Origin of the sequence: Paenibacillus sp. FSL H7-0690 (assembly GCF_037980415.1) — a bacterium.
GTDB classification, from domain to species: domain Bacteria; phylum Bacillota; class Bacilli; order Paenibacillales; family Paenibacillaceae; genus Paenibacillus_AQ; species Paenibacillus_AQ odorifer.
In genome coordinates, this window is record NZ_CP150281.1 from 3,180,802 (window position 1) to 3,202,891 (window position 22,090).

The 22,090-nt window shown below is 40.7% G+C and carries 25 protein-coding genes; 21 read left to right on the forward strand and 4 right to left on the reverse strand.

Annotation, left to right across the window (positions count from 1 at the left end):
* The first annotated feature begins 6 nt into the window (after positions 1-6).
* From MHI32_RS14110 to MHI32_RS14165, 12 genes are all read left to right on the forward strand, one after another.
* Positions 7-489 (forward strand): DUF2975 domain-containing protein, encoded by a 483-nt coding sequence (locus tag MHI32_RS14110; RefSeq protein WP_038570783.1) that lies wholly within the window; start codon positions 7-9, stop codon positions 487-489.
* A gap of 10 nt (positions 490-499) precedes the next feature.
* Complete coding sequence (locus MHI32_RS14115) at positions 500-715, forward strand: helix-turn-helix transcriptional regulator (RefSeq protein ID WP_076129351.1); 216 nt, start codon at positions 500-502, stop codon at positions 713-715.
* A 2-nt stretch (positions 716-717) separates the two neighbouring features.
* Entirely contained in the window at positions 718-1,494 is a 777-nt protein-coding gene (locus MHI32_RS14120) for a DUF817 domain-containing protein (protein ID WP_076135041.1), read from the forward strand.
* Between the two features lie 184 nt (positions 1,495-1,678).
* Positions 1,679-2,335, forward strand: a complete 657-nt coding sequence (locus MHI32_RS14125) for a CatB-related O-acetyltransferase (protein ID WP_340012554.1) — start codon at positions 1,679-1,681, stop codon at positions 2,333-2,335.
* 150 nt (positions 2,336-2,485) lie between these two features.
* The gene (locus MHI32_RS14130; protein WP_076219091.1) at positions 2,486-3,001 is read left to right on the forward strand and encodes a GNAT family N-acetyltransferase; all 516 of its coding nucleotides are present in this window, start codon (positions 2,486-2,488) and stop codon (positions 2,999-3,001) included.
* Positions 3,002-3,031: 30 nt separating this feature from the next.
* Entirely contained in the window at positions 3,032-3,268 is a 237-nt protein-coding gene (locus tag MHI32_RS14135; RefSeq protein WP_076219092.1) for a DUF3977 family protein, read from the forward strand.
* Positions 3,269-3,384: 116 nt separating this feature from the next.
* A complete protein-coding gene (locus MHI32_RS14140; protein WP_076305070.1) occupies positions 3,385-4,773 on the forward strand; it encodes a serine hydrolase in 1,389 nt (462 codons plus the stop codon).
* 1 nt (position 4,774) lies between these two features.
* Complete coding sequence (locus MHI32_RS14145) at positions 4,775-5,464, forward strand: hypothetical protein (RefSeq protein WP_076302003.1); 690 nt, start codon at positions 4,775-4,777, stop codon at positions 5,462-5,464.
* 75 nt (positions 5,465-5,539) lie between these two features.
* Positions 5,540-6,622, forward strand: coding sequence for a CHAP domain-containing protein (locus MHI32_RS14150; protein ID WP_340012556.1), 1,083 nt, complete (start codon positions 5,540-5,542; stop codon positions 6,620-6,622).
* Between the two features lie 19 nt (positions 6,623-6,641).
* A complete protein-coding gene (locus tag MHI32_RS14155) occupies positions 6,642-6,824 on the forward strand; it encodes a hypothetical protein (protein ID WP_076194255.1) in 183 nt (60 codons plus the stop codon).
* 89 nt (positions 6,825-6,913) lie between these two features.
* Positions 6,914-7,312: an Rrf2 family transcriptional regulator gene (locus tag MHI32_RS14160; protein ID WP_036678138.1), complete on the forward strand. Its 399-nt coding sequence runs from the start codon at positions 6,914-6,916 to the stop codon at positions 7,310-7,312.
* Between the two features lie 108 nt (positions 7,313-7,420).
* Entirely contained in the window at positions 7,421-8,113 is a 693-nt protein-coding gene (locus MHI32_RS14165; RefSeq protein WP_340012558.1) for a class I SAM-dependent methyltransferase, read from the forward strand.
* Between the two features lie 336 nt (positions 8,114-8,449).
* Here the strand turns inward: MHI32_RS14165 and MHI32_RS14170 are convergent, their stop codons facing one another.
* Complete coding sequence (locus MHI32_RS14170; RefSeq protein WP_340012560.1) at positions 8,450-9,358, reverse strand: aldo/keto reductase; 909 nt, start codon at positions 9,356-9,358, stop codon at positions 8,450-8,452.
* Positions 9,359-9,519: 161 nt separating this feature from the next.
* Between MHI32_RS14170 and msrA the strand changes: the two genes are divergently transcribed.
* From msrA to MHI32_RS14190, 4 genes are all read left to right on the forward strand, one after another.
* Positions 9,520-10,032 carry a peptide-methionine (S)-S-oxide reductase MsrA gene (gene msrA / locus MHI32_RS14175; RefSeq protein WP_076185882.1) on the forward strand — a complete coding sequence of 171 codons (513 nt, stop codon included), beginning with the start codon at positions 9,520-9,522 and terminating at the stop codon, positions 10,030-10,032.
* Positions 10,033-10,201: 169 nt separating this feature from the next.
* Positions 10,202-11,392: an ArsR family transcriptional regulator gene (locus tag MHI32_RS14180; RefSeq protein ID WP_076129361.1), complete on the forward strand. Its 1,191-nt coding sequence runs from the start codon at positions 10,202-10,204 to the stop codon at positions 11,390-11,392.
* 98 nt (positions 11,393-11,490) lie between these two features.
* Positions 11,491-12,198 (forward strand): response regulator transcription factor, encoded by a 708-nt coding sequence (locus tag MHI32_RS14185; protein WP_175620041.1) that lies wholly within the window; start codon positions 11,491-11,493, stop codon positions 12,196-12,198.
* A complete protein-coding gene (locus MHI32_RS14190) occupies positions 12,195-13,592 on the forward strand; it encodes a HAMP domain-containing sensor histidine kinase (protein WP_340012562.1) in 1,398 nt (465 codons plus the stop codon). The genes MHI32_RS14185 and MHI32_RS14190 overlap by 4 nt, the downstream gene beginning before the upstream one ends.
* A 60-nt stretch (positions 13,593-13,652) precedes the next feature.
* Here the strand turns inward: MHI32_RS14190 and MHI32_RS14195 are convergent, their stop codons facing one another.
* Positions 13,653-14,201 (reverse strand): PadR family transcriptional regulator, encoded by a 549-nt coding sequence (locus MHI32_RS14195; protein WP_076129363.1) that lies wholly within the window; start codon positions 14,199-14,201, stop codon positions 13,653-13,655.
* Positions 14,202-14,355: 154 nt separating this feature from the next.
* On the opposite strand from MHI32_RS14195, the gene MHI32_RS14200 reads away from it, so the two are divergent.
* Positions 14,356-15,804, forward strand: a complete 1,449-nt coding sequence (locus MHI32_RS14200) for an MDR family MFS transporter (protein WP_076185870.1) — start codon at positions 14,356-14,358, stop codon at positions 15,802-15,804.
* Between the two features lie 78 nt (positions 15,805-15,882).
* On the opposite strand, the gene MHI32_RS14205 is transcribed toward MHI32_RS14200, so the two are convergent.
* Positions 15,883-16,377 carry a DUF6803 family protein gene (locus MHI32_RS14205; protein WP_076129365.1) on the reverse strand — a complete coding sequence of 165 codons (495 nt, stop codon included), beginning with the start codon at positions 16,375-16,377 and terminating at the stop codon, positions 15,883-15,885.
* A gap of 129 nt (positions 16,378-16,506) precedes the next feature.
* On the opposite strand from MHI32_RS14205, the gene MHI32_RS14210 reads away from it, so the two are divergent.
* The gene (locus tag MHI32_RS14210; protein ID WP_076219101.1) at positions 16,507-17,187 is read left to right on the forward strand and encodes an HAD family hydrolase; all 681 of its coding nucleotides are present in this window, start codon (positions 16,507-16,509) and stop codon (positions 17,185-17,187) included.
* Positions 17,184-17,780: a GNAT family N-acetyltransferase gene (locus MHI32_RS14215; protein ID WP_340012564.1), complete on the forward strand. Its 597-nt coding sequence runs from the start codon at positions 17,184-17,186 to the stop codon at positions 17,778-17,780. Before MHI32_RS14210 ends, MHI32_RS14215 begins: the two co-directional genes overlap by 4 nt.
* Positions 17,781-18,406: 626 nt before the next feature.
* Here the strand turns inward: MHI32_RS14215 and MHI32_RS14220 are convergent.
* Complete coding sequence (locus MHI32_RS14220) at positions 18,407-19,459, reverse strand: 2,3-butanediol dehydrogenase (RefSeq protein ID WP_076308544.1); 1,053 nt, start codon at positions 19,457-19,459, stop codon at positions 18,407-18,409.
* Between the two features lie 316 nt (positions 19,460-19,775).
* On the opposite strand from MHI32_RS14220, the gene MHI32_RS14225 reads away from it, so the two are divergent.
* Positions 19,776-20,798 carry a LacI family DNA-binding transcriptional regulator gene (locus MHI32_RS14225; RefSeq protein WP_076185862.1) on the forward strand — a complete coding sequence of 341 codons (1,023 nt, stop codon included), beginning with the start codon at positions 19,776-19,778 and terminating at the stop codon, positions 20,796-20,798.
* 112 nt (positions 20,799-20,910) lie between these two features.
* Entirely contained in the window at positions 20,911-21,843 is a 933-nt protein-coding gene (cysK, locus tag MHI32_RS14230) for a cysteine synthase A (protein ID WP_340012565.1), read from the forward strand.
* The last annotated feature ends 247 nt before the right edge of the window (positions 21,844-22,090 follow it).

The following is a 22,090-nucleotide window of genomic DNA, read 5'->3' on the forward strand; positions in this document are numbered from 1 at the left end:
TTTTTTATGGAAAGAGGATCAACACTTTTTTTAAGGGCAGCGGTTATTCTTATTGGTATCCCGGTGCTTGCTTTGTGCATATTTGTGGTGCCGGAAATAGCGAGTTTCGCAGCAGAACTGTATCCGGATTATAGTTTATTGAAATATCTCATTGCCATTGATTTGTATGCCTCGGCGATACCTTTTTACTTTGCACTGTATCAAGCTTTTAAACTGTTAGGCTATATTGACAAAAACAATGCTTTCTCGGAAATGTCTGTGCAGGTTTTAAAGAAAATAAAATATTGTGCAATCATCATCAGTTGCTTGTATGTAGTTGGTATGCCACTCTTTTACCTCATGGCGGAGAAAGATGATGCCCCAGGGATTATAGTCATCGGCTTGATTATCATTTTTGCCTCCATGGTGATTGCCGTTTTTGCTGCAGTTCTACAAAAGCTTTTAAAAGAAGCTATTGATATAAAATCAGAAAATGACTTAACTGTCTGAGGTGAAAACAATGGCGATTATAATTAATATCGACGTGATGCTGGCTAAAAGAAAAATGAGTGTTACTGAGCTTTCGGAGAGAGTTGGAATAACAATGGCTAATCTTTCTATATTGAAAAATGGAAAAGCAAAAGCGGTGCGATTATCAACGTTAGAGGCAATTTGTAAGGCTTTGGAATGTCAGCCTGGAGATCTATTAGAATACAAAAATGATGAGGAAACATAAGAATGAAGTCAATAACACAATTACTGCATTTCGGATATCATCAGGCGATGAGTTGCATATTTCCAGTTGCGATTTTTGGGACTTTAGCTCTTTCTAACATAATAGAAATGCCTTTTCTTTACCGTTATGATGCCATTCTTCTAATACTGCTTACAGTGCAGTACCTCATGTACCGTACTGGATTAGAGACGCTGGATGAAATAAAAGTAATCTGTGTGTTCCACGTTATTGGTTTATTGCTGGAAATCTATAAGGTAAAGATGGGTTCATGGGCATACCCTGAGCCAGGGTTTACGAAGGTGTTTGGTGTACCCCTCTATAGTGGATTTATGTATGCAAGTGTCGCAAGCTTTATGTGCCAGATATGGCGAAGATTGAAAATGGATATGACCGGTTGGCCGGGGCTTGCTTCAGCGGGATTGTTGGGAGGAGCCATCTATTTAAATTTTTTCACACATCATTTCATTCCTGATTTTCGTTGGTGGCTGACAGCGCTTGTGGTTGTTGTCTTCTGGAAAACATGGATCATTTATAGGGTACGGACGGTTACCTATCGAATGCCCTTGACACTGGCCTTTTTTATTGTAGGATTTTTTATCTGGTTAGCTGAAAATATCGCTACATTTTTTAATGCATGGAAATATCCTGATCAATATCAAACGTGGCAACTGGTTAGTTTCAGTAAGATCAGTTCGTGGTTCCTTCTAGTGATCATTAGCGTCATTATAGTTGCCCAGCTTAAACATGTTAAGGCTAGCCGTAATCCGATAAATTCATAATTGAGCTGAGTTGGGACAATACGGTTGATTTGACGAATAAATCATTCGTTTGTTACAATGACGGCATCAATTAGGAAAAGGATGAGGACGATGGTTCGTCGTTTGAAAAGGTTTAAGAATGTCGCTACTGCATCAAGCTTCTAAGTATAAATGAATTACATTACTTAGAAGCGAGGGAAAGAAAATGAAACAACATCAGTTCAGCCACTGGTCTGAAATTAAGTATTTAAAGGATATTGTCACCAACCCAATGATTGAGGTAGGAGAGTACTCTTACTACTCTGGTTATTACGATAATCTTGATTTTGAAGATGGGTGTGTCAGATACATTTGGGGTGATGAACAATCAAGAAAGTTGTTTAATCCCAGTGAAGATTATGGTTGGCATTTAGATAAATTGATTATAGGAAATTATGTTTGTATTGCTAGTGGTGTAATTATTCTCATGGGTGGGAATCACAATCATCATCCTGAATGGATTACCGTGTATCCTTTTGTAGACCAGATTGCAAACTCTTACGAATCCAAAGGGGATACAATCATTGCTAGTGATGCCTGGATTGGGATGAATGCAATGATTATGCCCGGTGTGAAAATAGGCGAAGGTGCTATTGTTGCGGCAGGATCAGTTGTTGTAAAGGATGTCCCACCGTATACGATAGTAGGCGGCAATCCTGCTAAAGTGATCAAGCAACGGTTTACAGATCAAGAAATCGAAAAGTTAAAGGAAATGCGCTGGTTCGATTGGAAACGTGAGAAAATTGAACAAGCCACGTCTATCTTTTCCAGTTCATCTGTTGATCAATTATATGACTTTTACCTTAAAGAAATAAAAAAATAACAAAATCAGAACAGGCTGCCGGTATATTCGGCAGCCTGTTCTTTTATCTGACAGGTTCGTTTAACAATAATTGTTTTTTACCAGATTAATCCTAATTAGTATGTTAATATAGGAATGGACTCATTTAATAAGTTAGGAGGAAATTATATTATGGCCTTACCTTTACAAATCCGTCGAATGACACAAAACGATATTGATATTATACATATGGGGTTATCTGAGCATGACGTAAGCCAACCTCTTGATTATGTCCAACGTTGTTGGCAAGAAAATCAAAATGAAAAGCGAGTTACACTTTTAGCTTTTTGTGAAAATGAGTTTGTTGGATGGGGACATGTGGTATACAGGTCGGAATATCCTTATTTTGCAGAGAATAATATACCTGAAATTCAAAACTTTGACGTCATCCCGCCATTTAGGAAACGTGGGGTAGGAAGTGTATTAATTGAAGCTCTTGAAAAAGATGCTTTTACTATATCTAATACTATTGGTATTGGATTTGGATTATACGCTGACTATGGAACCGCACAACGGATGTATATAAAGCGTGGTTTTATCCCTGATGGGCGAGGAATCATGTACGATAATAAGCCTATTGAGCCTGGGGCACATGTTTGTGTGGACGATGATCTCTGCCTTTATCTTATAAAAACTATTGAGCAATAAAAGCAGCTCTTGTACGGGGGGAGATAGATTCTGAAGTATATCGAATTTGGTATCGGCAATACATGGCTTATTAGAACTGAAACGGAGTTAGAGGATGGAACGGAATATGAAGAAAAAGGCATAGTGACACCGGTAAAGTTCCGCTCGTTATATTTTAGGATTTGGATTGGCAAAACTGTAATCATTCTAGACTTAAAACAAGGCTTGAAAATATGTAAGAAGAGTCGTAAAACGTTGAAGATTATTTTTGGTATAACAAGTCTTTAGGTTAAGTATGACAAGGTTGCCGTCTAAATGAACAAATGGAGGAGACCTGACACGAGACTTAGTGCTCTACCTGAGAATTATTAAAAACTCAAAATATAACGACAAGCGAGGTTTAAATGGATAATCCAGAGAATTTGACCCAAGCGCTGTCTAAGTTTTATGAAGAACTTGAACGATCTGATTTACCGGTTAATACTTTTATGCTATTACGTAAGGGAGAAGTTATTACCGAGTTTTATCGTCAACCGTACCGCAAAAACGTTCCCCAGGTTTTATTTTCTCTAAGTAAGAGCTTTACATCTATTGCAGCAGGCATAGCATGGGATAACGGTTATTTTGAATTAACGGATAAAGTGGTTTCTTTTTTCCCGGATCAGCTTCCTAGCTCAATTTCACCTAATTTAGAGAAGATGACGATACATCATCTTCTTTCCATGAATACAGGACATAACAATAGTATCTATGGTGCGATAGCCAAGCAAAATGATTGGGTTCGTGCCTTTTTAGCTTTGGACGTAGAAGATGAACCGGGAAGTTATTACAATTACAATACACACGCCACTTATATGGTTTCGGCTATTATCGAAAAGACGACTGGAGAAAATCTTGTTGATTTTTTAATGCCAAGATTATTTACGCCATTGGACATAGAAAGACCAGAATGGGAGACTTGCCCGTTAGGAATTGTTGCTGGTGGAATGGGACTAAGCATACCAACAGATGGAATCGCGAAATTTGGCCAGATGCTCCTCAATCAAGGGGTTTACAATAGTCGTAGAATTGTTTCGAAAGATTATTTAAAGCTGGCGCTAAATGAACAAAGCGATAATCGTTGGGGACAAAATAAGGCTGACTGGTCAAACGGATATGGTTATCAGTTCTTTATGTGCAGGAATGGATGTAAGATGGGGAATGGAGCTTTTGGTCAATTGTGTTTCATTGATCCGAGTCAAGAGATTGTGATTGCTGCAACTTCAAGTTTTACCGAGATGAAGAAGTTACAGGATTTTTTAGATATCATATATGCAAAATTACTGAACTTTGATTGGCCAACGGTTGCATCTAACATTATAAAACCTCCTACATTTACCTCCTTAGTAAACAGGATAGTTAAAGTAGATTATAGATCGTACAGTGGAATTTATATCTTTGAAGATAATAAGCATAAAATCAAAGAATTAACACTGAAGTTTGAAGATGAGCACCTTAGTTTTTCTTTACTTTACGACGATCATTTAGATGAATTTCCGTTCGATTTTTTAAGGCCTACCCATGCAAAAAGTTTATTTATTAAAGACTTATCCCTTAGTGAGCAGGAAGTTTGTACATCTGCAAGCTGGCAATATGATGATTCCAAATTAATCCTCACGGTAAATTACATTGAAACCCCTTACGTAGTTGATTACACTTTGAGTTTTAGCGGTAAAAAAATTGAACTGCATATGCATAGGAATCTTTCCTTAGAGGATAGAGAAGACATAACTGTTATTGGTTGGGAGGGATGAAATGACCAAGGGTAAAGGTTGGATAGCTGTTTTATTTTTGCTGTTTTCTTTAGTTTTTGTGGGAATCACACATCAGGGTACTATGTTTGGGGATTACCTCTTCAGAACCATTGGAATTCCGCCTTGGAGCGAACCTGCGACAAACCATGGTTTACATTATTCAGCAATATTCGGGATCATTTTGTTAATTTTCAGTGGGAGTTTAACTATAAAGCACTTTAGACAGTGTTATAAAAAATATGTAGGCAGAACCGTTTTGCTTGCTATCATCATTTTCATTATATTATATCCATTTCTAACAGAACGATTGTATTATCTTGTGAATATGAACAATGATGGAATTGAAGTTGTGGATTTTCTGGAAAAAGATTCGCACTGTATGTACGGTACTCAAGAGGATATTGTGCAGGTTCAATGTACAATCAGGCTAATCAACTATGGCGGGCAAAATGAAACCGTTATGATCCGTCCAATCTTTCGAGAGTACGGTAATCCTCAAGGGATCTGGTCATTCGCAGAGGTTCAGCCGCAAGAGATTACCTTGTTACCAAGATCTAATATTAAACATAACATTCACTTTGAGAGTAAGTCTGACGCTCGGATTGCTGAATTCGGGGCGAACGGTAATACCGATTATTTTGGTGTGGAGTTCGTCAAGGATGGACATAAAAAGGAAGTCATTAGGGACTGAATTAATAAAAAGATTCATGTCAGTATTAGTTTTGATATTATTACAGCTGAGTAGTAACGGAAGGGAAGGTTTCCAGTGACTCAACGACTGATAACAAAAGTGAACCAGCGCCTCGATAGTGTGCGTGTGCTGGTTCAAGAAATGATCATGTCTATAGGTAGCGAACAATGGAAACAGGAAGCGTGTGTTCACCTGTACGGAGTGTCTAGTTTCGCTTCATTGCTTGCCATGAAAAGAGAACAAAATCAGGAATTGGCAGCCATTATAGGACTGCTTCATAATTATTATTTCTTCAAAACCGGAGTCAAGGAATTTCCAGGTCCCAACAGTGCTGATACCGTAAGGCCTTTATTAAGAGACTTGAATATGTTTACCAAAGAAGAGCTGACTCAAATTCTAAAGGCAATCTTCCATCAAGGGGACAGGAATAAAGTTCAGGGTCCCTATGAAGAGATTCTAAAGGATGCTCAAGTTCTACAATCATATTTTCAGAATAGGAATTGTATCTTAATGCCTCAGGACAATACTAGACTTCGGAATGTACTTCGTGAAATGACGATTCCAGAGGATTTTTTGGAAGAGATAGATTACAGTAGCGGGGCTGAAGTTCACCAGCCTACGGATAAACGAGGTAAGTTAGCTACTATTGCTGAAGCATTTGGAAAAGAAAACATTGTTGGAATACCAGGAAACGAACGATATCGAGAAATTTGTAAATATTGGCCTGACCAAGCGATTTATAAAGTATTACAAAACAATTGGTGCGCAGCATTTGTATATTACTGCTGTATGCAAGCTGGATTTCTGCTGCCGATTCGATATCCGAATGCTGATTTTCGATTAGCTGGCGTAGGGGCTTGGTTAGAGTGGGCGCAACTACCTGAGACCGCATTTTTTTATTTTGACGGGCAAGAGGGGTTTACTCCTCAGCGTGGTGATATTGTGATTTATGAAAAATTGCTAACTAATGACCCTCACGATCATACAGGTATTGTTTTAGCATGCGATGACAAGGAGATCTTAGTTGCTGAAGGAAATAGGGATAATCAGAATTATTCCAGTGTTTTCTACAGAGATCGCTGGCATTGCGTATATGGCTATATCCGTATCGCTAATGACTATGAATTTGAGTTTAATGGTGAGTATACTCCAATTTAGTTGAGGGGAGTTCATTCGGATGATCACAGTTAAGAATATTATGGCTGAGTATTTATTAATGTCTAACCCTAATTTTGAATTATTTTCAGAACAAGCTCTGGAAAAAAATACGCTGCAACAGCAAAAACATCTATATAAAACTCCGGTTTTTATCGTTACTTTTGAAGCAAAAAATGAGCCAGCTTGGGACAAAGATTCTTGAGCTTCTTCTCTTTTAAAAAGCGAACATACTTGCCTTTTAGCAATGTTAGAGTTATCATAGATTTCTAAAGTCGTTAATGGAGGTGCTGAATGAAATATTCCCAAGCGACAGATTATGCACTTCATGCAATGCTCTATATGGTGACGGTGGCGTCTGATAAGCCGGTGGGTGTTCAATTGCTTGCTGAGAAGTTAGGTGTTTCCCAAACCTATCTGTCCAAAATGATGACTAAGCTAGTGAAGGCTGGATTGATTCAATCTGCACCTGGTGCTAATGGTGGTTATCGTCTCAGACGCAAGTCGGAAGAAATCTCTTTTTTGGATATTATCCATGCAATCGAAGGAACGGCTTCCTTTTTTGAATGCAGTCTAGATCACGGAAGTGAATGTCTGATTCAACAGGTTGTGATTGACGCTGAGCGACAGATGGAGCAGTACTTAGAGAACACGAAAATTGCAGATTTGGCAAAAACGATGAAGACGGAGTAAAGATCCGTTCTTTTTTCGGGTTTATTAGAGACAATATAAATCCGTAATGACTTTAATGTGGGTTTTGATACTGAAATGTGAAGTTTAAAACAATGGAGGATGATTACAATGACTGAAGAGCAAAAATTAAATGCCAAGAGAGCGACCTATGAAAAAACCACTCATATTTCGATTCCCTCTTATGATTCATTATTTTCGATGATCCAATCTTATTTTCGCTTCGAATTAGGTGACATCCCTGTATCTATGCTCGTGGTCGGTGCGGGGGGAGGAAATGAATTTTCGGCATGGGGGCCATCTAACCCAAACTGGACATTTACTGGAGTGGATCCTTCGGAAGATATGCTAAAGATTGCGAGATTAAAGATAGATGAACTGGGCCTAGAGAGCCGTGTCAGTCTGATTCCTGGGACAATCGATGATCTTCCTCAGCAGGACTCAAAGTTCGATGTGGCAAGTTGTATTTTGGTCCTTCATTTCATCCATGATGTTCAAGAAAAATTGAAATTGCTTCGCTCCATAAAGGATAATCTGAAACCGGGTGCTCCATTTGTTCTCGTAAGTGCATATGGAGATTTGGATGATCCTGAACTCCACGACAGAATAAACGTATGGAAAAGCTTTTGGGTTGCAGGGTATGAATCTCCCGAAGCGTTTGATAATGTAAGTAACAATATTACGAAAATTTCTTTCCTTCCCGAAAAACAAATTGAAGAGTTATTGAAAGAATCAGGCTTCACAAGAATCACTCGATTTTATTCTACTGGAATTATGGCAGGCTGGATGTGTCACGCGGAGTGACTTGAATACTTTCGGACCCAGATGACGTTATTTGTATATATTTAGGCGTTGGAGCATGATTTCGGACTCCAGTGCTGCTATTCCTTAAATAGAGGGTGATATATGGTGATTATCATGCTCATAGCGGCTATGGAGTCCGCGAGCACCCTTAATATAGGAAAAAGTAGCGTATAAGGTCAACTGTGTCCTATAGTGCGATTCATAAGTGTGATTAGTACTTAATTAAACCAAGTTTAAGGATTAGATCAGCGATCAGGTAGCTTCAAAAAGGAGGGGGTGCCCAACAGCCATTGTATGGCTATGGACACCTCATTGTTTTTAACGAAAGTGACTAATCTATACATGAAGCTTGTAACGATTTGCTTTGCTTATCCGCTGAATGTCTGCAAGTTCCTCCGAAGTGAGTGGAGCTACATCAGCAGCCATTACATTGCTTTTTAATTGCTCCAGACTGCTTGCCCCAGGAATAATAACGGCTACAGATGGATTAGCTAGTGGATAATGAAGCGTTGTTTGTGCAAGATTGCGAGAGTCACTAGTTTCCTGCGAAAGCTGATCATGCAAATTCAGAAGTTCCTCACTACTGTAATCTAAGTAATTCTTCTCGGCTTTGCTGCGACCACGCTCTGATAGAATGCCCCCTGCTAAAGGCCCGCGTGCGATCATGCTAATTCCATGCTTAGCTAGCAGAGGAAGGATTTCTTCCTCAGGACGTCGATCTAAAATGCTATATTGGCTCATAACACTTACGATATTTGATTTTTTCACATATTCTCTAATTACATTAGGACGAATAGAAGAGATCCCATAATAGCGGATAAGACCCTCTTGCTTAAGTTCTTCAAAAGCTTCAATCGTTTCGTCAATTGGATCTTCAATAGTGCCGCCATGCAGCTGGTATAGATCGATGTAATCGGTTTGCAGCCGTTTAAGACTATCTTTGACTGCATTTTTAATATAGGCTTTTGAAGGATCCCAGCTCCAGCCTTCTTGGCCGGGAATTCTGCGGTTGCCAACTTTTGTGGTCAGGATTACATCCTGTCGACGTTGACGAATGGCTTTGCCAATAATTTCTTCATTACGGCCCTCATCATAAAGATCTGCTGTATCAACAAAATTGATTCCTTGATCGAGTGCTTCATGAACAATGGAAATGGCTTTCGCCTCATCCGTACCCAAAGACATACAGCCAAGTCCTATCTCACTTACATACAAATCAGATTGTCCTAAACGATTTTTTCTCATAGCGCATTCCTTTCTACTTCTGTTGTTGTTATATTATAACGTTTTGGAGAATTGAATTCTAATGGTGCTTCGGACTTCCATTGACTTTATGATCTTTTGGCTTTATCGTCATAGCATATATTATTTATTAGATGAAGATAGATAGGGAGAGATTTGATCATATGGAACAAGCGATGTTTGCAGGCGGATGTTTTTGGTGCATGGTGACACCGTTTGAGGAATTACCAGGCATTCATGGAATTGTATCGGGATACGCGGGAGGGTTAACTGAGAATCCAACCTACGAAGAAGTCAAAACCGGAACAACGGGGCATTACGAGGTTGTGCAGATTACGTTTGATCCAGCGCTTTTTTCATACGAGAAGCTGCTTGAATTATATTGGCCTCAGATTGACCCTACCGATGATGGTGGGCAATTCCAGGATCGAGGAACTCAGTACCGGACAGCGATCTTCTATTATAATGAAGAACAGCGTTTAGCAGCTCTTGCCTCGAAGGAACAGGTTGCGGTCAGTGGCAGATTCTCCGGTCCAGTCGTTACGGAAATTCTTCCGGCGCCAACTTTTTATCGTGCAGAAGAGTACCATCAGGATTATCATCATAAGAATCCCAAGCACTACAAAGAAGATCGGGAGCAATCCGGTCGGGATACTTTTATCGCTAAACACTGGTAAGTGTTGAAAAAACTTTAAACCAAGAGCATCCTGAGTCATTCATGGCTTACGGGATGCTCTTTTTGCATTATATACAAATTTTATTTATTTTAAATTCTACATACTTTCCACACATTTGTAGACTAAACTACTCTAAATCAAGCGAGAACATCACACAGGAGGGTTTAGGATGAAAAAAATCATACCATTTGTTGCCGTTAGTTTGCTTTTGAGTACAGTGTTAACAAGCTGCCAATCAGGCAATAATGTTCCATCTAAGGTTAATTCGCAAGCTAGTTCTGCAACGGTGGAGCAACCATGGATAGCTACGAAGAATACTACTCGTATTAACACTTCAGATCCGATTCAAGCCGCAGTGTTAGTTTCTCAGACTTTATGGACTGCGCAAACAAAGAATAATAGACCTTCAAGTGTAGTTTTGACGGATGTGAGTAATTGGCAGATCGCCGCAGTTAGTGCAGATTTGATTCATCATCCCAGTAATGGGCCTGTACTGTATACTACAAAAGAAGGGGTTCCTGAGGTTACTCTCGCTGAACTTAAGCGACTGAATCCAATAGGTGCTGAAGGCAATAAAGGGGTTCAGGTAGTGCTTGTTGGGCCTATGGCATCCAATGTCGAACAACAATTAAAGGCCATTGATTTAAAAGTAGACCGGATAGAAGGGGATGAGCCAGCGGCAGTAGCTCAGGCTATAGATACTTATTACGCCAAAGCAGCGGGTGAACTTCCAAAGTCGGTCATTATTGGTTCTATGGATAGCCCTGAGTACACGTTGCCAGCAGTGAATTGGATCGCACATATGCCTGAACCTCTTCTCTTTGTAACCAAAGACGAAATTCCTAACTCAACGGTCGAGGCTTTAAAAGAACGTGGAGGTAGCGCAACCATTTACATCCTAGGACCAGAAGACATTGTCTCAGCAGATGTAGAAAAGCAATTAAAAGAATACGGAACAGTTCTCCGTATAGCTGGAGAAGATGTTTTTAAGAACGCTATAGCTTTTGCAAGTTTTAAGGATGCCAATAACGGATTCGGCTGGGGAATCAATACACCCGGTCATAACCTGTCTTTGTTAACCACGGATTCAACGATGCTCGCTATCGCCGCTGCGCCTTTTTCTCATTTGGGGAAACATGCGCCGCTTATTTTTACGGAAAAAGACGGGCTGCCAGATTCAGTAATGGAGTATATGATGGAGCTTCAACCTAAATTTCAAGATTCACCAGCAGAAGGTCCTTACAATCATGCTTGGATAACTGGGGATAACCTTACAATAAATGAGCGAGCACAAAGTGAAATCGATGACATGCTAGAAATCTCACCTGCTGCAGGAGGCAATCCGCATTCCGGCCACTAACCATCATCACAGGCTGGCATCATTTAGGGATGATGTCGGCTTGTTCTGTGTTTTTTTTGTATAATGAGAAGAACTAGGTCATAAAGAGGGTGAACGGCTTGAATAAGCTACAGATACTGATCGTAGATGATGAATGGAACATGCGGAATTTATTGCGGATTTATTTAAGTAAAGAAGGGATGTCTACAAAAGAGGCGTCAACGGGTCATGAGGCACTCCAACTGTTGAAACAACACAGCTTTGACCTAATCTTGCTGGATGTGATGATGCCGGATATGGATGGCTGGCAGGTCTGCAAGCTGGTGAGGGAGTCAAGCTCTATCCCAATTCTAATGCTAACCGCACGTTCTGAAACCAAGGATAAGGTACGTGGTCTCGGTATAGGCGCAGATGATTATCTTACTAAACCGTTTGAGCCGGAAGAATTAGTGGCTAGGATTTATTCTCTGCTGCGGCGTTCAACACTTACTTTTGTTCAACAACCTCAGGAAAAGGTGCTCACATACCCTGATTTTAAAATATACCCAGAAGCTAGGGAGGTACATATTCAGGATACATCCATTGAATTCACGCTCAAGGAGTTTGATCTACTGGCCACTTTGGCGCAAAACACTACCCGGGTTTTTACGAGAGAAGAACTGGTGGAGCGATTATGGGGGAATAATTATGAGGGGGAGAATCGTGTTATTGACACTCATATTAAGAATATCCGCGAGAAACTACATAAAGCAGGCCTAGCCTATAATCCGGTTCAGACGGTGTGGGGATTAGGTTATAAATTTCATGCTCCCGGTAATCAGGTATGAAAAATAACATCATCGGACTTAAGCTCGGTTTTGTTATTATGTCTGTTTTTGTGGTTGTTTTGCTTGTTCTTGGAATTACTATAGACCGGATGTTTACAAGCTTCTATTACAACGAGATGCAAAAAGAGACGGAGGAACTCACCTCACATTTTATTGGAATGGCGGAATCGCAGGATAGTTCAAACGAGCAGATGATGAGTACCTTTGCAGAATTTTCGGATGTCAGTATCTTTAATATCTCGAAGGATGGCCATGTGATACTCCACTCGGGTGCACATGATCGTATGGATCGTTCATTCATCCAAGCTTCGGATGTTAGCCGGATTTTCGCTGGGAAAAGTGTTGATTTTGAGTATAAAGATCCTGCTGGACATTCTTATTTTATCATTGGAAAACCAATAATGGAGGGGGATACAACTCAGTCTGCACTTTATGTAATGTCCTCTACAGAGAGCATGAAGCAATCTTTGGCTTCCATCCGGAACCTCCTGCTGATTGCAGGAATAGGGGCTTTTATATTGGCTTTAGGGATCACTGGTGTGATCGCCATGATTTTGTCCAGACCTCTGATCAAGATGCAAAAGGCAACCCGGAAAATCGCGGCTGGCGAGCTGGAAACGAGACTGTCTATACGTAGTAACGATGAGATTGGTTTTTTGGCAGAGGCCATAAATGATCTGGCTGTCGATCTGCAACGATACAGGGATACAAGGCAGGAATTTCTGGCAAATATCTCACATGAGCTGAGAACGCCCATTACATATTTGGAGGGGTACACCAAGGTTATAAAAGATGGACTTTACGAGACCGAAGGGGAAAGAGATCTATACCTGGACATCATTCATCAGGAAGCACATCGGCTCCAGCATCTGGTGGATGATTTATTTGAACTGGCAAAGATGGAGGAAGGAAAGGTTACACTTACCCAAGAGTGGATCGATCTCAGTAAGCTAGCGGAACAAGCCGTGCGCAGAGTTGAACTGAAAGCAAAAGAGAAGGGATTACACCTGAAGCTTCAGCTTAGCGGAGATGCGTATATGATCCGTGGAGATCAAAAACGTATGGAACAGATTATAATGAACCTTCTGGAAAATGCAATTCGTTATACGGATGAAGGCGAGATTATTGTTCATGTGGAATTTGCAGCGGATGCTGCAACTCTAATAGTTGAAGATACAGGAATAGGTATTCCTGAGAAAGAGCTTCCCTATATCTTCGAACGTTTCTACCGGGTAGAGAAATCACGTTCAAGACAATACGGTGGTTCAGGTCTGGGGCTTTCCATTGTTAAAAAGCTGGTGGAATTGCATGGAGGCAAGATTCGAATGATGAGTCAGCCTGGAGCGGGTACTCGTTGCGAGGTGCAACTATTTAATCTATCTAAATCCGAATAAATGTAAGTAAAAAGAGACTTCAGATACAAAATGAGGTCTCTTTTTTGCATGTTTATAATGTTATTTATTCGACTCCAGCTCTTCAAGTGCCCATTCGCAAAATTGTATAGAGCTCTCCATATCAAGCACACGTTTGTGGATCAGTAAATAACGTCCAAAAGTGGTGGCTTTTAACTCACGCGTCTCACCGCGTTCATCACGTAAGACTTCGTTTGCTTTGAGCAAAACCTTGTATCGCTCCAGCTCACTTTTACAAAACTCTGCACGTTTTAGCAATAGGTCCTTGGCTTCTTCCGGGTTGGATAGCCATAAGCTATACAGCTTAAAATGCAGCTCATCCCGTAGCACCGGAGGCTCTGCAGTAGTTTCCACCCATTGCCGCAATTGCTCCAGTCCTGCTTTCGTAATGGAGTATTCTTTTTTATCCGGTTTATCGGTCTGTTCAATGAGCTTAAAGGTGATATAACCTTGCTGCTCCATGCTCATTAATAGAGGGTAGATTTGACTATGTCCAGCACGCCAGAGCGGCTTGATATTCTGAGTTAATTCATATCCAGACAATGAGTTAGCGCTAAGTAAAGCTAGAAGTCCATAAGACAGTGTATTCATTACTATAAAGCCCTCCAGTTATTATAAATCCGTTTTCATTGAATTTTTCGGGGATATGTCATCATTGACATATTGATCATACGATTATAACATTATTCAAGTCACCTTATATATGTAAAAGTAGACATATAAAAAAATAATGAGGAGGGGAAGCATGGAAGAAAATCAAGCAAGCAAAATACATTTTTGGCCGATCATGATTGCCATATTCTTCGGAAATTTCGTCTCTGTCTTAAGTACAACGACGATCAACATTGCTGTTCCTCTTTTAATGGATCATTTCAATACGAGTCTGAACACCATGCAATGGATGGTCACGGGTTTTATGCTGGCGACAGGAGTAACCGCACCACTCGCCGGCTATCTCGGAGGAAGATTCAGCTACAAAAGGCTTTATCTTTTCGCCTTGATGGGATTCACCATGTTCTCTTTGTTTTGTGCTTTGGCATGGGATCCAACATCATTAATTGTATTTCGGATGCTTCAGGGTTCGTGCAGCGGTCTCATCATGGCTTGTACGATGACCATCATATTTCAAGTAATACCGGGAGAACGCAGACCTTTTGCAGTAAGCCTCTGGTCGTTATCCGCGATGGTCGCGCCAGCCATAGGACCAACGTTTAGCGGGTGGCTGCTCCAATATGCCAGCTGGCATTGGTTATTCTTAATTAACATCCCTATTGGAATCATAGCTGTTATTCTAACCCTAACGTTAATTCCATATTATCGAATGAATATTCCGAAGTCATTTGATATTCCTGGTTTCCTTACCGTTGTCCTCGGTAGTTTATCATTATTAACTGCATTTAGCCAAGGCAATAGCTGGGGATGGACTTCGTGGAAAACCTTATCGTTAATCCTTTTGGGAGTTGTGTTGTTAGTTTTGTTTGTTTTGCGCGAGCTGAAGGCGGAGGTACCTCTGCTGAATTTGCGTGTATTCCGTAATCGCCGTTTTACCGCCATGCTTAGTATCTATAGTTTAGTTACGATTGCGATGTATGCCGGAACCTATTTAACCCCTTTGTTCTTACAAACGGTAGAAGGGGCTACAACGCTTAAAACTGGGCTGATTTTATTGCCGTCCTCGATCCTCCTTGCCTTATTGAGTCCAATCGTAGGTAAGCTGTATCCAAAGTTCGGACCTGTGAAGTTGATTTCTGCGGGTATTTTATTTATATTCATCGGTTTATTCATGCTTAGTCGGCTGCAAACGAACATATCTTATAGCTTTATTATGTGGGCGATGGTCGTTCGTAATCTCGGCATTGGACTAGCCAATGTTCCAAGCAGTACAGCCTCAATGGAGGAAATTCCTGTCGAATGGTCTGGGCATGCTACGTCGATCAACAACTGGGTTCGCAATGTGTTAAGCTCACTTGGGATTGCAGTATTCACCTCCCTGCTGTCGAGTAGATCCTTACTCCACTCTAAAGAGTTGATCAGCTCCGGTGCAAGTAATACAGATTCGATACGTTTGCTATCGTTCACGATGGGTGTGAATGATGTTTTTGTGGTAGGTTCCATTATTGTGTTGTTTGGATTTCCACTGATGTTTTTATTACGCAAGAAGCGTACTGTGGTAACTGTACAAAACGCAGGATAACCGGTACGATACAAAAAGCAGATCAAGGTTTTATCCTTGATCTGCTTTTTGTCTTAGATTACGTTTTGTTAATAAACTTTAATGCATCATATCGCCCATTCCACCCATACTCCCTACAATTTCCGGATTAATCATCCCAAATATCATCGCGATATGCGCCACGACCAAGAATCCACTAATAAGCAGAAAATGCAGCTTCATCTTGTGCTCTTCCGATCGTTTACGGGCAATCAGACCAAGATCTAACAAAGCCAGTGGCAATAAGAAGAGTACTCCGCTTAAATAGAAGCCCACGGCTACGATATCAACCCATGTGTGCCATTCCCCATTCACAGACAAAGGAATAAACGCAGTTGGGAACAAGTAGAGAAATACACCTGTGAAATATATCCCTGCGAGTATGCTGCAGACTTTGTTGAAGGATCGTAGTGGGCCTGTTAGATTCTTGGTGAACAAAATAATAAACTCTGTAATGGTAATCGTCTCAGCAAAAATCACGGGGATGGCCATGAATATAATCAAATTCCAAGGCTGGTTGTCCGCTAGCAAAGACATGTAATGCGTCATGTTCATAAGATACTCCTCCGATAATATGTAATAGCTTCAGTTACTTATCGTATTCGAGAAGTATGTGGAAAGTATGTGGAAACGAAGGTATGATAAATATATGCAATAATATCAGTCGAGGGGAGCAAGACAACCGTGGGAAGAGGATTACAAAACATTTTATTTGATTTAGATGGTACTTTAACAGACCCCAAAGAAGGCATCACCAAAAGCGTAGAATACGCTTTGAACAAATTTGATATACAGATCGAGCATTTGGATGAGCTTCTTCCTTACATAGGTCCTCCGTTATATGATTCATTTATCGAGCTGCACCATTTCACTGAGGAACAAGCGCTTCAAGCGGTTGCTTTTTACCGGGAGCGTTACAGTGCCACGGGATTATTTGAGAATATGGTGATTGAAGGTATACCCCAATTGCTGGAGGGACTTAAGACGAATGGATACTCATTGTATGTAGCAACCTCCAAACCGACTGTTTTTGCAGCACAGATTCTTGAGCATTATAAGCTCGATCATTATTTCAAACATATCGGAGGAAGTAATCTGGACGGTACCCGTTCTAAGAAGCAAGAGGTTATTCAGTACGTGCTTGATGAGAATGACATACATCCAGAGGAAGCGGTAATGATAGGAGATCGTAAGCATGATATCATCGGTGCTATTGGCTGTAGTGTTGAATCCATTGGAGTGACTTTTGGTTATGGTCCCAAGGAAGAGCTTGAACAAGCCGGAGCAGACCATATCGCCTTTCGTGTGGAAGAAATTGCAGATATCATTCAGCATATTTCATTGAGAGAACGGTGCACCAAATGAGTGTTATGAATACTGAAATACTTGACGGGAAATCGATTAAGCTGGTTCCAATAGATGAAAGTCATGCAGAAGGATTGGCGAGAGTGTTAAGAAATCCAGACATCTGGGAATTTACCTGGCGAAAAATAACGTCGGACGAGCAGGTGCAAGGATTAATCTCAACAGCTTTAGCGAATCAAAAGAACGGTTCACAAATTACCTTTACTATCATTGATAAAGCAACGGAGCGAATTATCGGAACCACTCGTATTATGCATCCGGATTTGGTTCATCGTAACGCTGAAATTGGATGTACCTGGATCTCACCAGACTATTGGAGAACTAGTGTGAACACAGAAGGCAAGTCGCTGCTGCTACACTATTGTTTTGAAGAACTAAAGCTGATCCGCGTAGAATTTACAGTGGTCGCGAACAACTTGAGGTCACAAAGAGCAGTAGAACGAATAGGGGCGGTTAAAGAAGGGGTTCTGCGCAAGCATAGAATCAAGTCTGACGGATCGATTCATGATAATGTGGTCTTTAGCATATTGGATACCGAATGGCCTGCTGTAAAAGAGAATCTGCATTATTTGATAATTGATAAATACGCATAAGTATAGATGAATCAGAGTGGCGACGGAAGCAATTTGTTAAAGCAGAGTGAGTGTTTAATTGTATTTTGTACAACTATAATTCCTTAATTGGTCGGGGCATAGATATAACTGTATTTAGTACATCTATATTCCTCATTTAATTCCTTATAGGTGGATTTTCAGGGTTTTAATTGTACAGAATACAATTAAAACAAGAATAGTTACTTTTGCATACGGAATAAGTGTACAGAATGCAGTTATTTCGCATTTACCCTATATCACTCTCCATTATCTCATTCGAATCCTTTAATTTCGGTACCAGAAGTATACCAAGAGGGAATGCACCGGAAGCTACGTTCTGTCTGAAAGGATTTCTTCAAGGCATCAGACTTGCAACTCCTGCTTAGTGAGGATGAATATACTTGGTGGATCAGCGGATGATTAAGCGAGTTAAGCCAGAGCGTATAAGGATTTGCCCATAAATTTGCTTAAACACCCCCCACAGATCAAAAACACCAGGCAGTGATACTCCAATCCCGGAGAATCGCTACCTGGTTTTTTTTAATAACAGAGACCGCTACAAATTCTAGAAAGAGCTGCTTGGAGCAGCGCCTTCTTTTATGATTCAGCCAATAGGCTGCTTATGGTTATTGTTTAGGACTTACAAGGATTTTCACTTGATTTTTTTCTTTCAAAAGAGCCTCAAACCCGTGATCAATCACTTCATTCAGTTTAATTCTCTTAGTAACAAGTTTTTCAGCAGGGAAGTACCCTTGTTCCATCAAGCTAATTACAGCTGGGAAAACATCACGGTAACCAATGATACCAGTTAAGTTGCGTTCTTTAAGTACGATATTGTTTGGAGTAATCGTAGCATCTTTTTCGAAAATACTAACGATCATGATTTGTCCACTCAATTTAGTGGAATTAATGGCTTGGGTTAGAACGGGAGGTACGCCTGTCACTTCAAACGCAACATCTACGCCACCATCGGTACGTTTTTGAATTTCTTCGACCACATCATATTGTTTAGGATCGATTACAATACCACCAAGCTCTTCAGCTTTACTCTTACGTTCCTCGGAAAGTTCTACTACATAGATTTCAGCAGCGCCGGATGCTTTCAAAGCTTCAATGACCAGCAAACCGATTGGGCCAGCACCGAATACTACAGCTTTATCTCCAACCTTCAGTTGACTGGAACGAACAGCGTGTAGAGCAACGGCAGAAGGTTCCACGAGAGCACCTTGTTCATAGGATAAGCTGTCTGGAATTTTGTGCACCATATGTTGGTCTGCTGCGACGTATTCTGAGAATCCACCGCCACCACCAGCCAAACCTAGGAAGCCCATTTTTTCACAAAGATTATATTTACCTTGTCGACAAGCCACACATTCACCACATGCAAAAACAGGCTCTACGACGACGCGATCACCAACATTAAACTTGCTAACGCCTTGACCTACTTCTACGATTTGTCCAGAGAATTCATGTCCCATTACGACTGGAGCTTTTTCACCAGTAAGGGGATGATCTGTTCCTTGGGGAATGAAAATAGGACCGGCTACATATTCGTGAAGATCGCTGCCACAAATTCCGCACCATTCGATTTTGATTTTCACTTTTCCTTCAAGGGCTGCTGGTTCTTCAATCTTTTCTAACCGTAGATCTTTGACGTTATGCCATCTTAATGCTTGCATATCATTCATCTCCTAGATTAATAATTAAATAATAAATAGTATTTTATTTCTGGAAAAGAGGAAACGTTTCCGAGAACAAATATGTCACATAATTTTCATATTGTCAAATTTAAATATTGAAAATATTAATATTGAAAATTAGTGAAATTTTTCACTAAAATAGAGTTATATCAAGCCTTTAGGCTCACAGTGGCAGCTGAGATAAGTATTCTTCTATGTACTATTATGTTATAATCTATACATTGGAATTTTGATTTTAGATGAGTGGAATAGAGATAAATACGAAAACGATTCCGGAAATAAGGGGACTATCAGAGTGGCTAATAAAAACAAAGTAACCATAGAGGATGTAGCGAAACGGGCGGGGGTAGGTATTGCTACTGTCTCAAGAGCCATTAATAATTCAGAGGGAATTAGTTCCAAGACCAAGGCGCTGGTACTGCAAGTGATTGAGGAGATGGGTTTCACTCCAAATACCTCTGCGCAAAGCCTCAAAATCCGCCAAACGAAGCAAATTGCTCTGGCCGTTCCTGACATTCGCAACGCAATTATTCCGGATATCGCCTGGTCCGTAGAGCAAGCCGCCAAACAACATAGCTATCGGGTAATTCAAATTAATACTTCTGGCAACCCGCGCACTGAGCTCGAAACGATTCGTGAGGTCAAAAAATTACATGTAGATGGACTCATTATCATGCCTCTTGCTTATCCAAAGACCATGGTAGAGTTAATTAATAAATCGAGTGTTCCGGTCTCCATCATTAACTACGGGAAAAGAATCACAGAAAATGTGAAAGCTGACGTCGTTAGTTTGTCACGTTTTGAAGGACAATTAGTGATGGAGCATTTAATCAATATCGGTCGTTCTAGAATTGCATATGCAGGGGCACAAAAAGATCTTATTGAAGATCGTTATCTTGCTTATCAGCAAGCTTTAAATCAAGTGGATATTTCGCTTGTTTATTTTGGCGAAGACTTTTCCTTGCAAACTGGACTACAAGCCGCTGACTATTTCTACAGCCTGACGCATATGCCAGACGCTATTTATGCAGTGAATGACATGGTGGCCATAGGTATTGTGAATCGGTTTAAAGAATTAGGCGTACGTGTTCCTGAAGATGTGGCGGTGGTTGGGGTAGATAATAACGCATGGACAACTATCACAACGCCTCAGATTAGTTCAGTTTCCATCATGGGGAATGAAGTGGCACGATTAGCCACACAGCTTCTTTTGCAACGTATTCAGGATAATATTACCGGGGAGTATCAAAGGGTGCAGCTTGATCCACGATTAATCGTGCGAGAGTCAAGTGTTTCGGTTAGACGTAGTACGAATTAAAGGCCTCAAGTTTGCGACTACTAAGAATGAATAGGTTGTAAATCCTTTAAATCCTGCTAGACTTAATACAGAGTAATTTGATTGGAAATTAAGAAATGAGGTGCGGATCATTATGGCTAATATTTATAAGAGCTTAACCGATCTGATCGGAAATACACCGTTATTAGAGATTTCAAAGTATAGTAAAACCCAAAACGTAGAAGCAAGGGTTCTTGCCAAGCTGGAATCTTTTAATCCTGCAGGTAGTGTTAAAGATCGTATTGGATATGCAATGATCAAAGATGCGGAAGAGAGAGGTCTCATTAATAAAGATTCTGTCATTATTGAGCCTACTAGTGGAAACACTGGGATAGGACTTGCTTTTGCAGCTGCTAGCTTAGGGTATTCACTGATCATCGTCCTACCAGATACATTTAGTATTGAACGCCGTAAATTAATGCTGGCATTAGGTGCTGAGCTTGTGTTAACACCGGGAACTGAAGGAATGAGCGGAGCTGTAAGAAAGGCAGAACAATTAGCTGCGGAAATTCCAAATTCATTTATTCCCCAACAATTCAGCAATCCTGCGAACCCGGAAATACACAGAACGACTACAGCAGAGGAGATTTGGCGGGATACCGATGGAGATGTTGATATTTTCATAGCGGGTGTTGGTTCTGGAGGCACTATCTCGGGTGTTGGGAAAGCGTTGAAAGAAAAGAACCCCGCAGTCCAAATTGTCGCCATCGAGCCGTTTGACTCTCCTGTTTTATCAGGAGGCCGTCCTAAGGGACATGGGATTCAGGGCATTGGAGCAAACTTTATTCCGGAGAATTACGATAATGAAGTGGTGGATGAGATTTTTCAGGTGAAAAATGATGATGCCTATAGCGTATCACGTGCACTTGCGAGAACAGAAGGATTGCTGGTGGGTATCTCCTCCGGAGCAGCTGTTTACGCAGCTACACAAATCGCTAAGCGTCCTGAGAATAAGGTCAAGACCATCGTGGTGATTCTGCCGGATACCGGTGAACGTTACTTAACTACTACGCTGTTTGATTTTTAACGGAACATGAGCGCTAGATCCAAGGAATTGGCTTTAAAAAGCAAGCAAAAGGTTCAGCTATAGGCTGAGCCTTTTTGTTGTTGGAGTATTGGCTGTATATCTCCAGATAACGGGTACCTCAAGTAACTTAGTAGTTTAAGGGGGATTCCAAACCTCCCATTTTGTATAGTAGCCAAGGAAGTTCAGTGTGTTACGGACCGTATTGCAGCTATTTCGCCTTTTCAGCTCATTTTGCTGCGTTATCGGA

What these genes read in the sequence shown, in the direction of transcription:
- MHI32_RS14110 (WP_038570783.1), top strand. Translation starts at nt 7, where the DNA reads ATGGAAAGAGGATCAACACTTTTTTTAAGGGCAGCGGTTATTCTTATT.
- MHI32_RS14115 (WP_076129351.1), top strand. Translation starts at nt 500, where the DNA reads ATGGCGATTATAATTAATATCGACGTGATGCTGGCTAAAAGAAAAATG.
- MHI32_RS14120 (WP_076135041.1), top strand. Translation starts at nt 718, where the DNA reads ATGAAGTCAATAACACAATTACTGCATTTCGGATATCATCAGGCGATG.
- MHI32_RS14125 (WP_340012554.1), top strand. Translation starts at nt 1,679, where the DNA reads ATGAAACAACATCAGTTCAGCCACTGGTCTGAAATTAAGTATTTAAAG.
- MHI32_RS14130 (WP_076219091.1), top strand. Translation starts at nt 2,486, where the DNA reads ATGGCCTTACCTTTACAAATCCGTCGAATGACACAAAACGATATTGAT.
- MHI32_RS14140 (WP_076305070.1), top strand. Translation starts at nt 3,385, where the DNA reads ATGGATAATCCAGAGAATTTGACCCAAGCGCTGTCTAAGTTTTATGAA.
- MHI32_RS14145 (WP_076302003.1), top strand. Translation starts at nt 4,775, where the DNA reads ATGACCAAGGGTAAAGGTTGGATAGCTGTTTTATTTTTGCTGTTTTCT.
- MHI32_RS14155 (WP_076194255.1), top strand. Translation starts at nt 6,642, where the DNA reads ATGATCACAGTTAAGAATATTATGGCTGAGTATTTATTAATGTCTAAC.
- MHI32_RS14160 (WP_036678138.1), top strand. Translation starts at nt 6,914, where the DNA reads ATGAAATATTCCCAAGCGACAGATTATGCACTTCATGCAATGCTCTAT.
- MHI32_RS14165 (WP_340012558.1), top strand. Translation starts at nt 7,421, where the DNA reads ATGACTGAAGAGCAAAAATTAAATGCCAAGAGAGCGACCTATGAAAAA.
- MHI32_RS14170 (WP_340012560.1), bottom strand. Translation starts at nt 9,358, where the DNA reads ATGAGAAAAAATCGTTTAGGACAATCTGATTTGTATGTAAGTGAGATA.
- msrA (WP_076185882.1), top strand. Translation starts at nt 9,520, where the DNA reads ATGGAACAAGCGATGTTTGCAGGCGGATGTTTTTGGTGCATGGTGACA.
- MHI32_RS14180 (WP_076129361.1), top strand. Translation starts at nt 10,202, where the DNA reads ATGAAAAAAATCATACCATTTGTTGCCGTTAGTTTGCTTTTGAGTACA.
- MHI32_RS14190 (WP_340012562.1), top strand. Translation starts at nt 12,195, where the DNA reads ATGAAAAATAACATCATCGGACTTAAGCTCGGTTTTGTTATTATGTCT.
- MHI32_RS14195 (WP_076129363.1), bottom strand. Translation starts at nt 14,201, where the DNA reads ATGAATACACTGTCTTATGGACTTCTAGCTTTACTTAGCGCTAACTCA.
- MHI32_RS14200 (WP_076185870.1), top strand. Translation starts at nt 14,356, where the DNA reads ATGGAAGAAAATCAAGCAAGCAAAATACATTTTTGGCCGATCATGATT.
- MHI32_RS14205 (WP_076129365.1), bottom strand. Translation starts at nt 16,377, where the DNA reads ATGAACATGACGCATTACATGTCTTTGCTAGCGGACAACCAGCCTTGG.
- MHI32_RS14215 (WP_340012564.1), top strand. Translation starts at nt 17,184, where the DNA reads ATGAGTGTTATGAATACTGAAATACTTGACGGGAAATCGATTAAGCTG.
- MHI32_RS14220 (WP_076308544.1), bottom strand. Translation starts at nt 19,459, where the DNA reads ATGCAAGCATTAAGATGGCATAACGTCAAAGATCTACGGTTAGAAAAG.
- cysK (WP_340012565.1), top strand. Translation starts at nt 20,911, where the DNA reads ATGGCTAATATTTATAAGAGCTTAACCGATCTGATCGGAAATACACCG.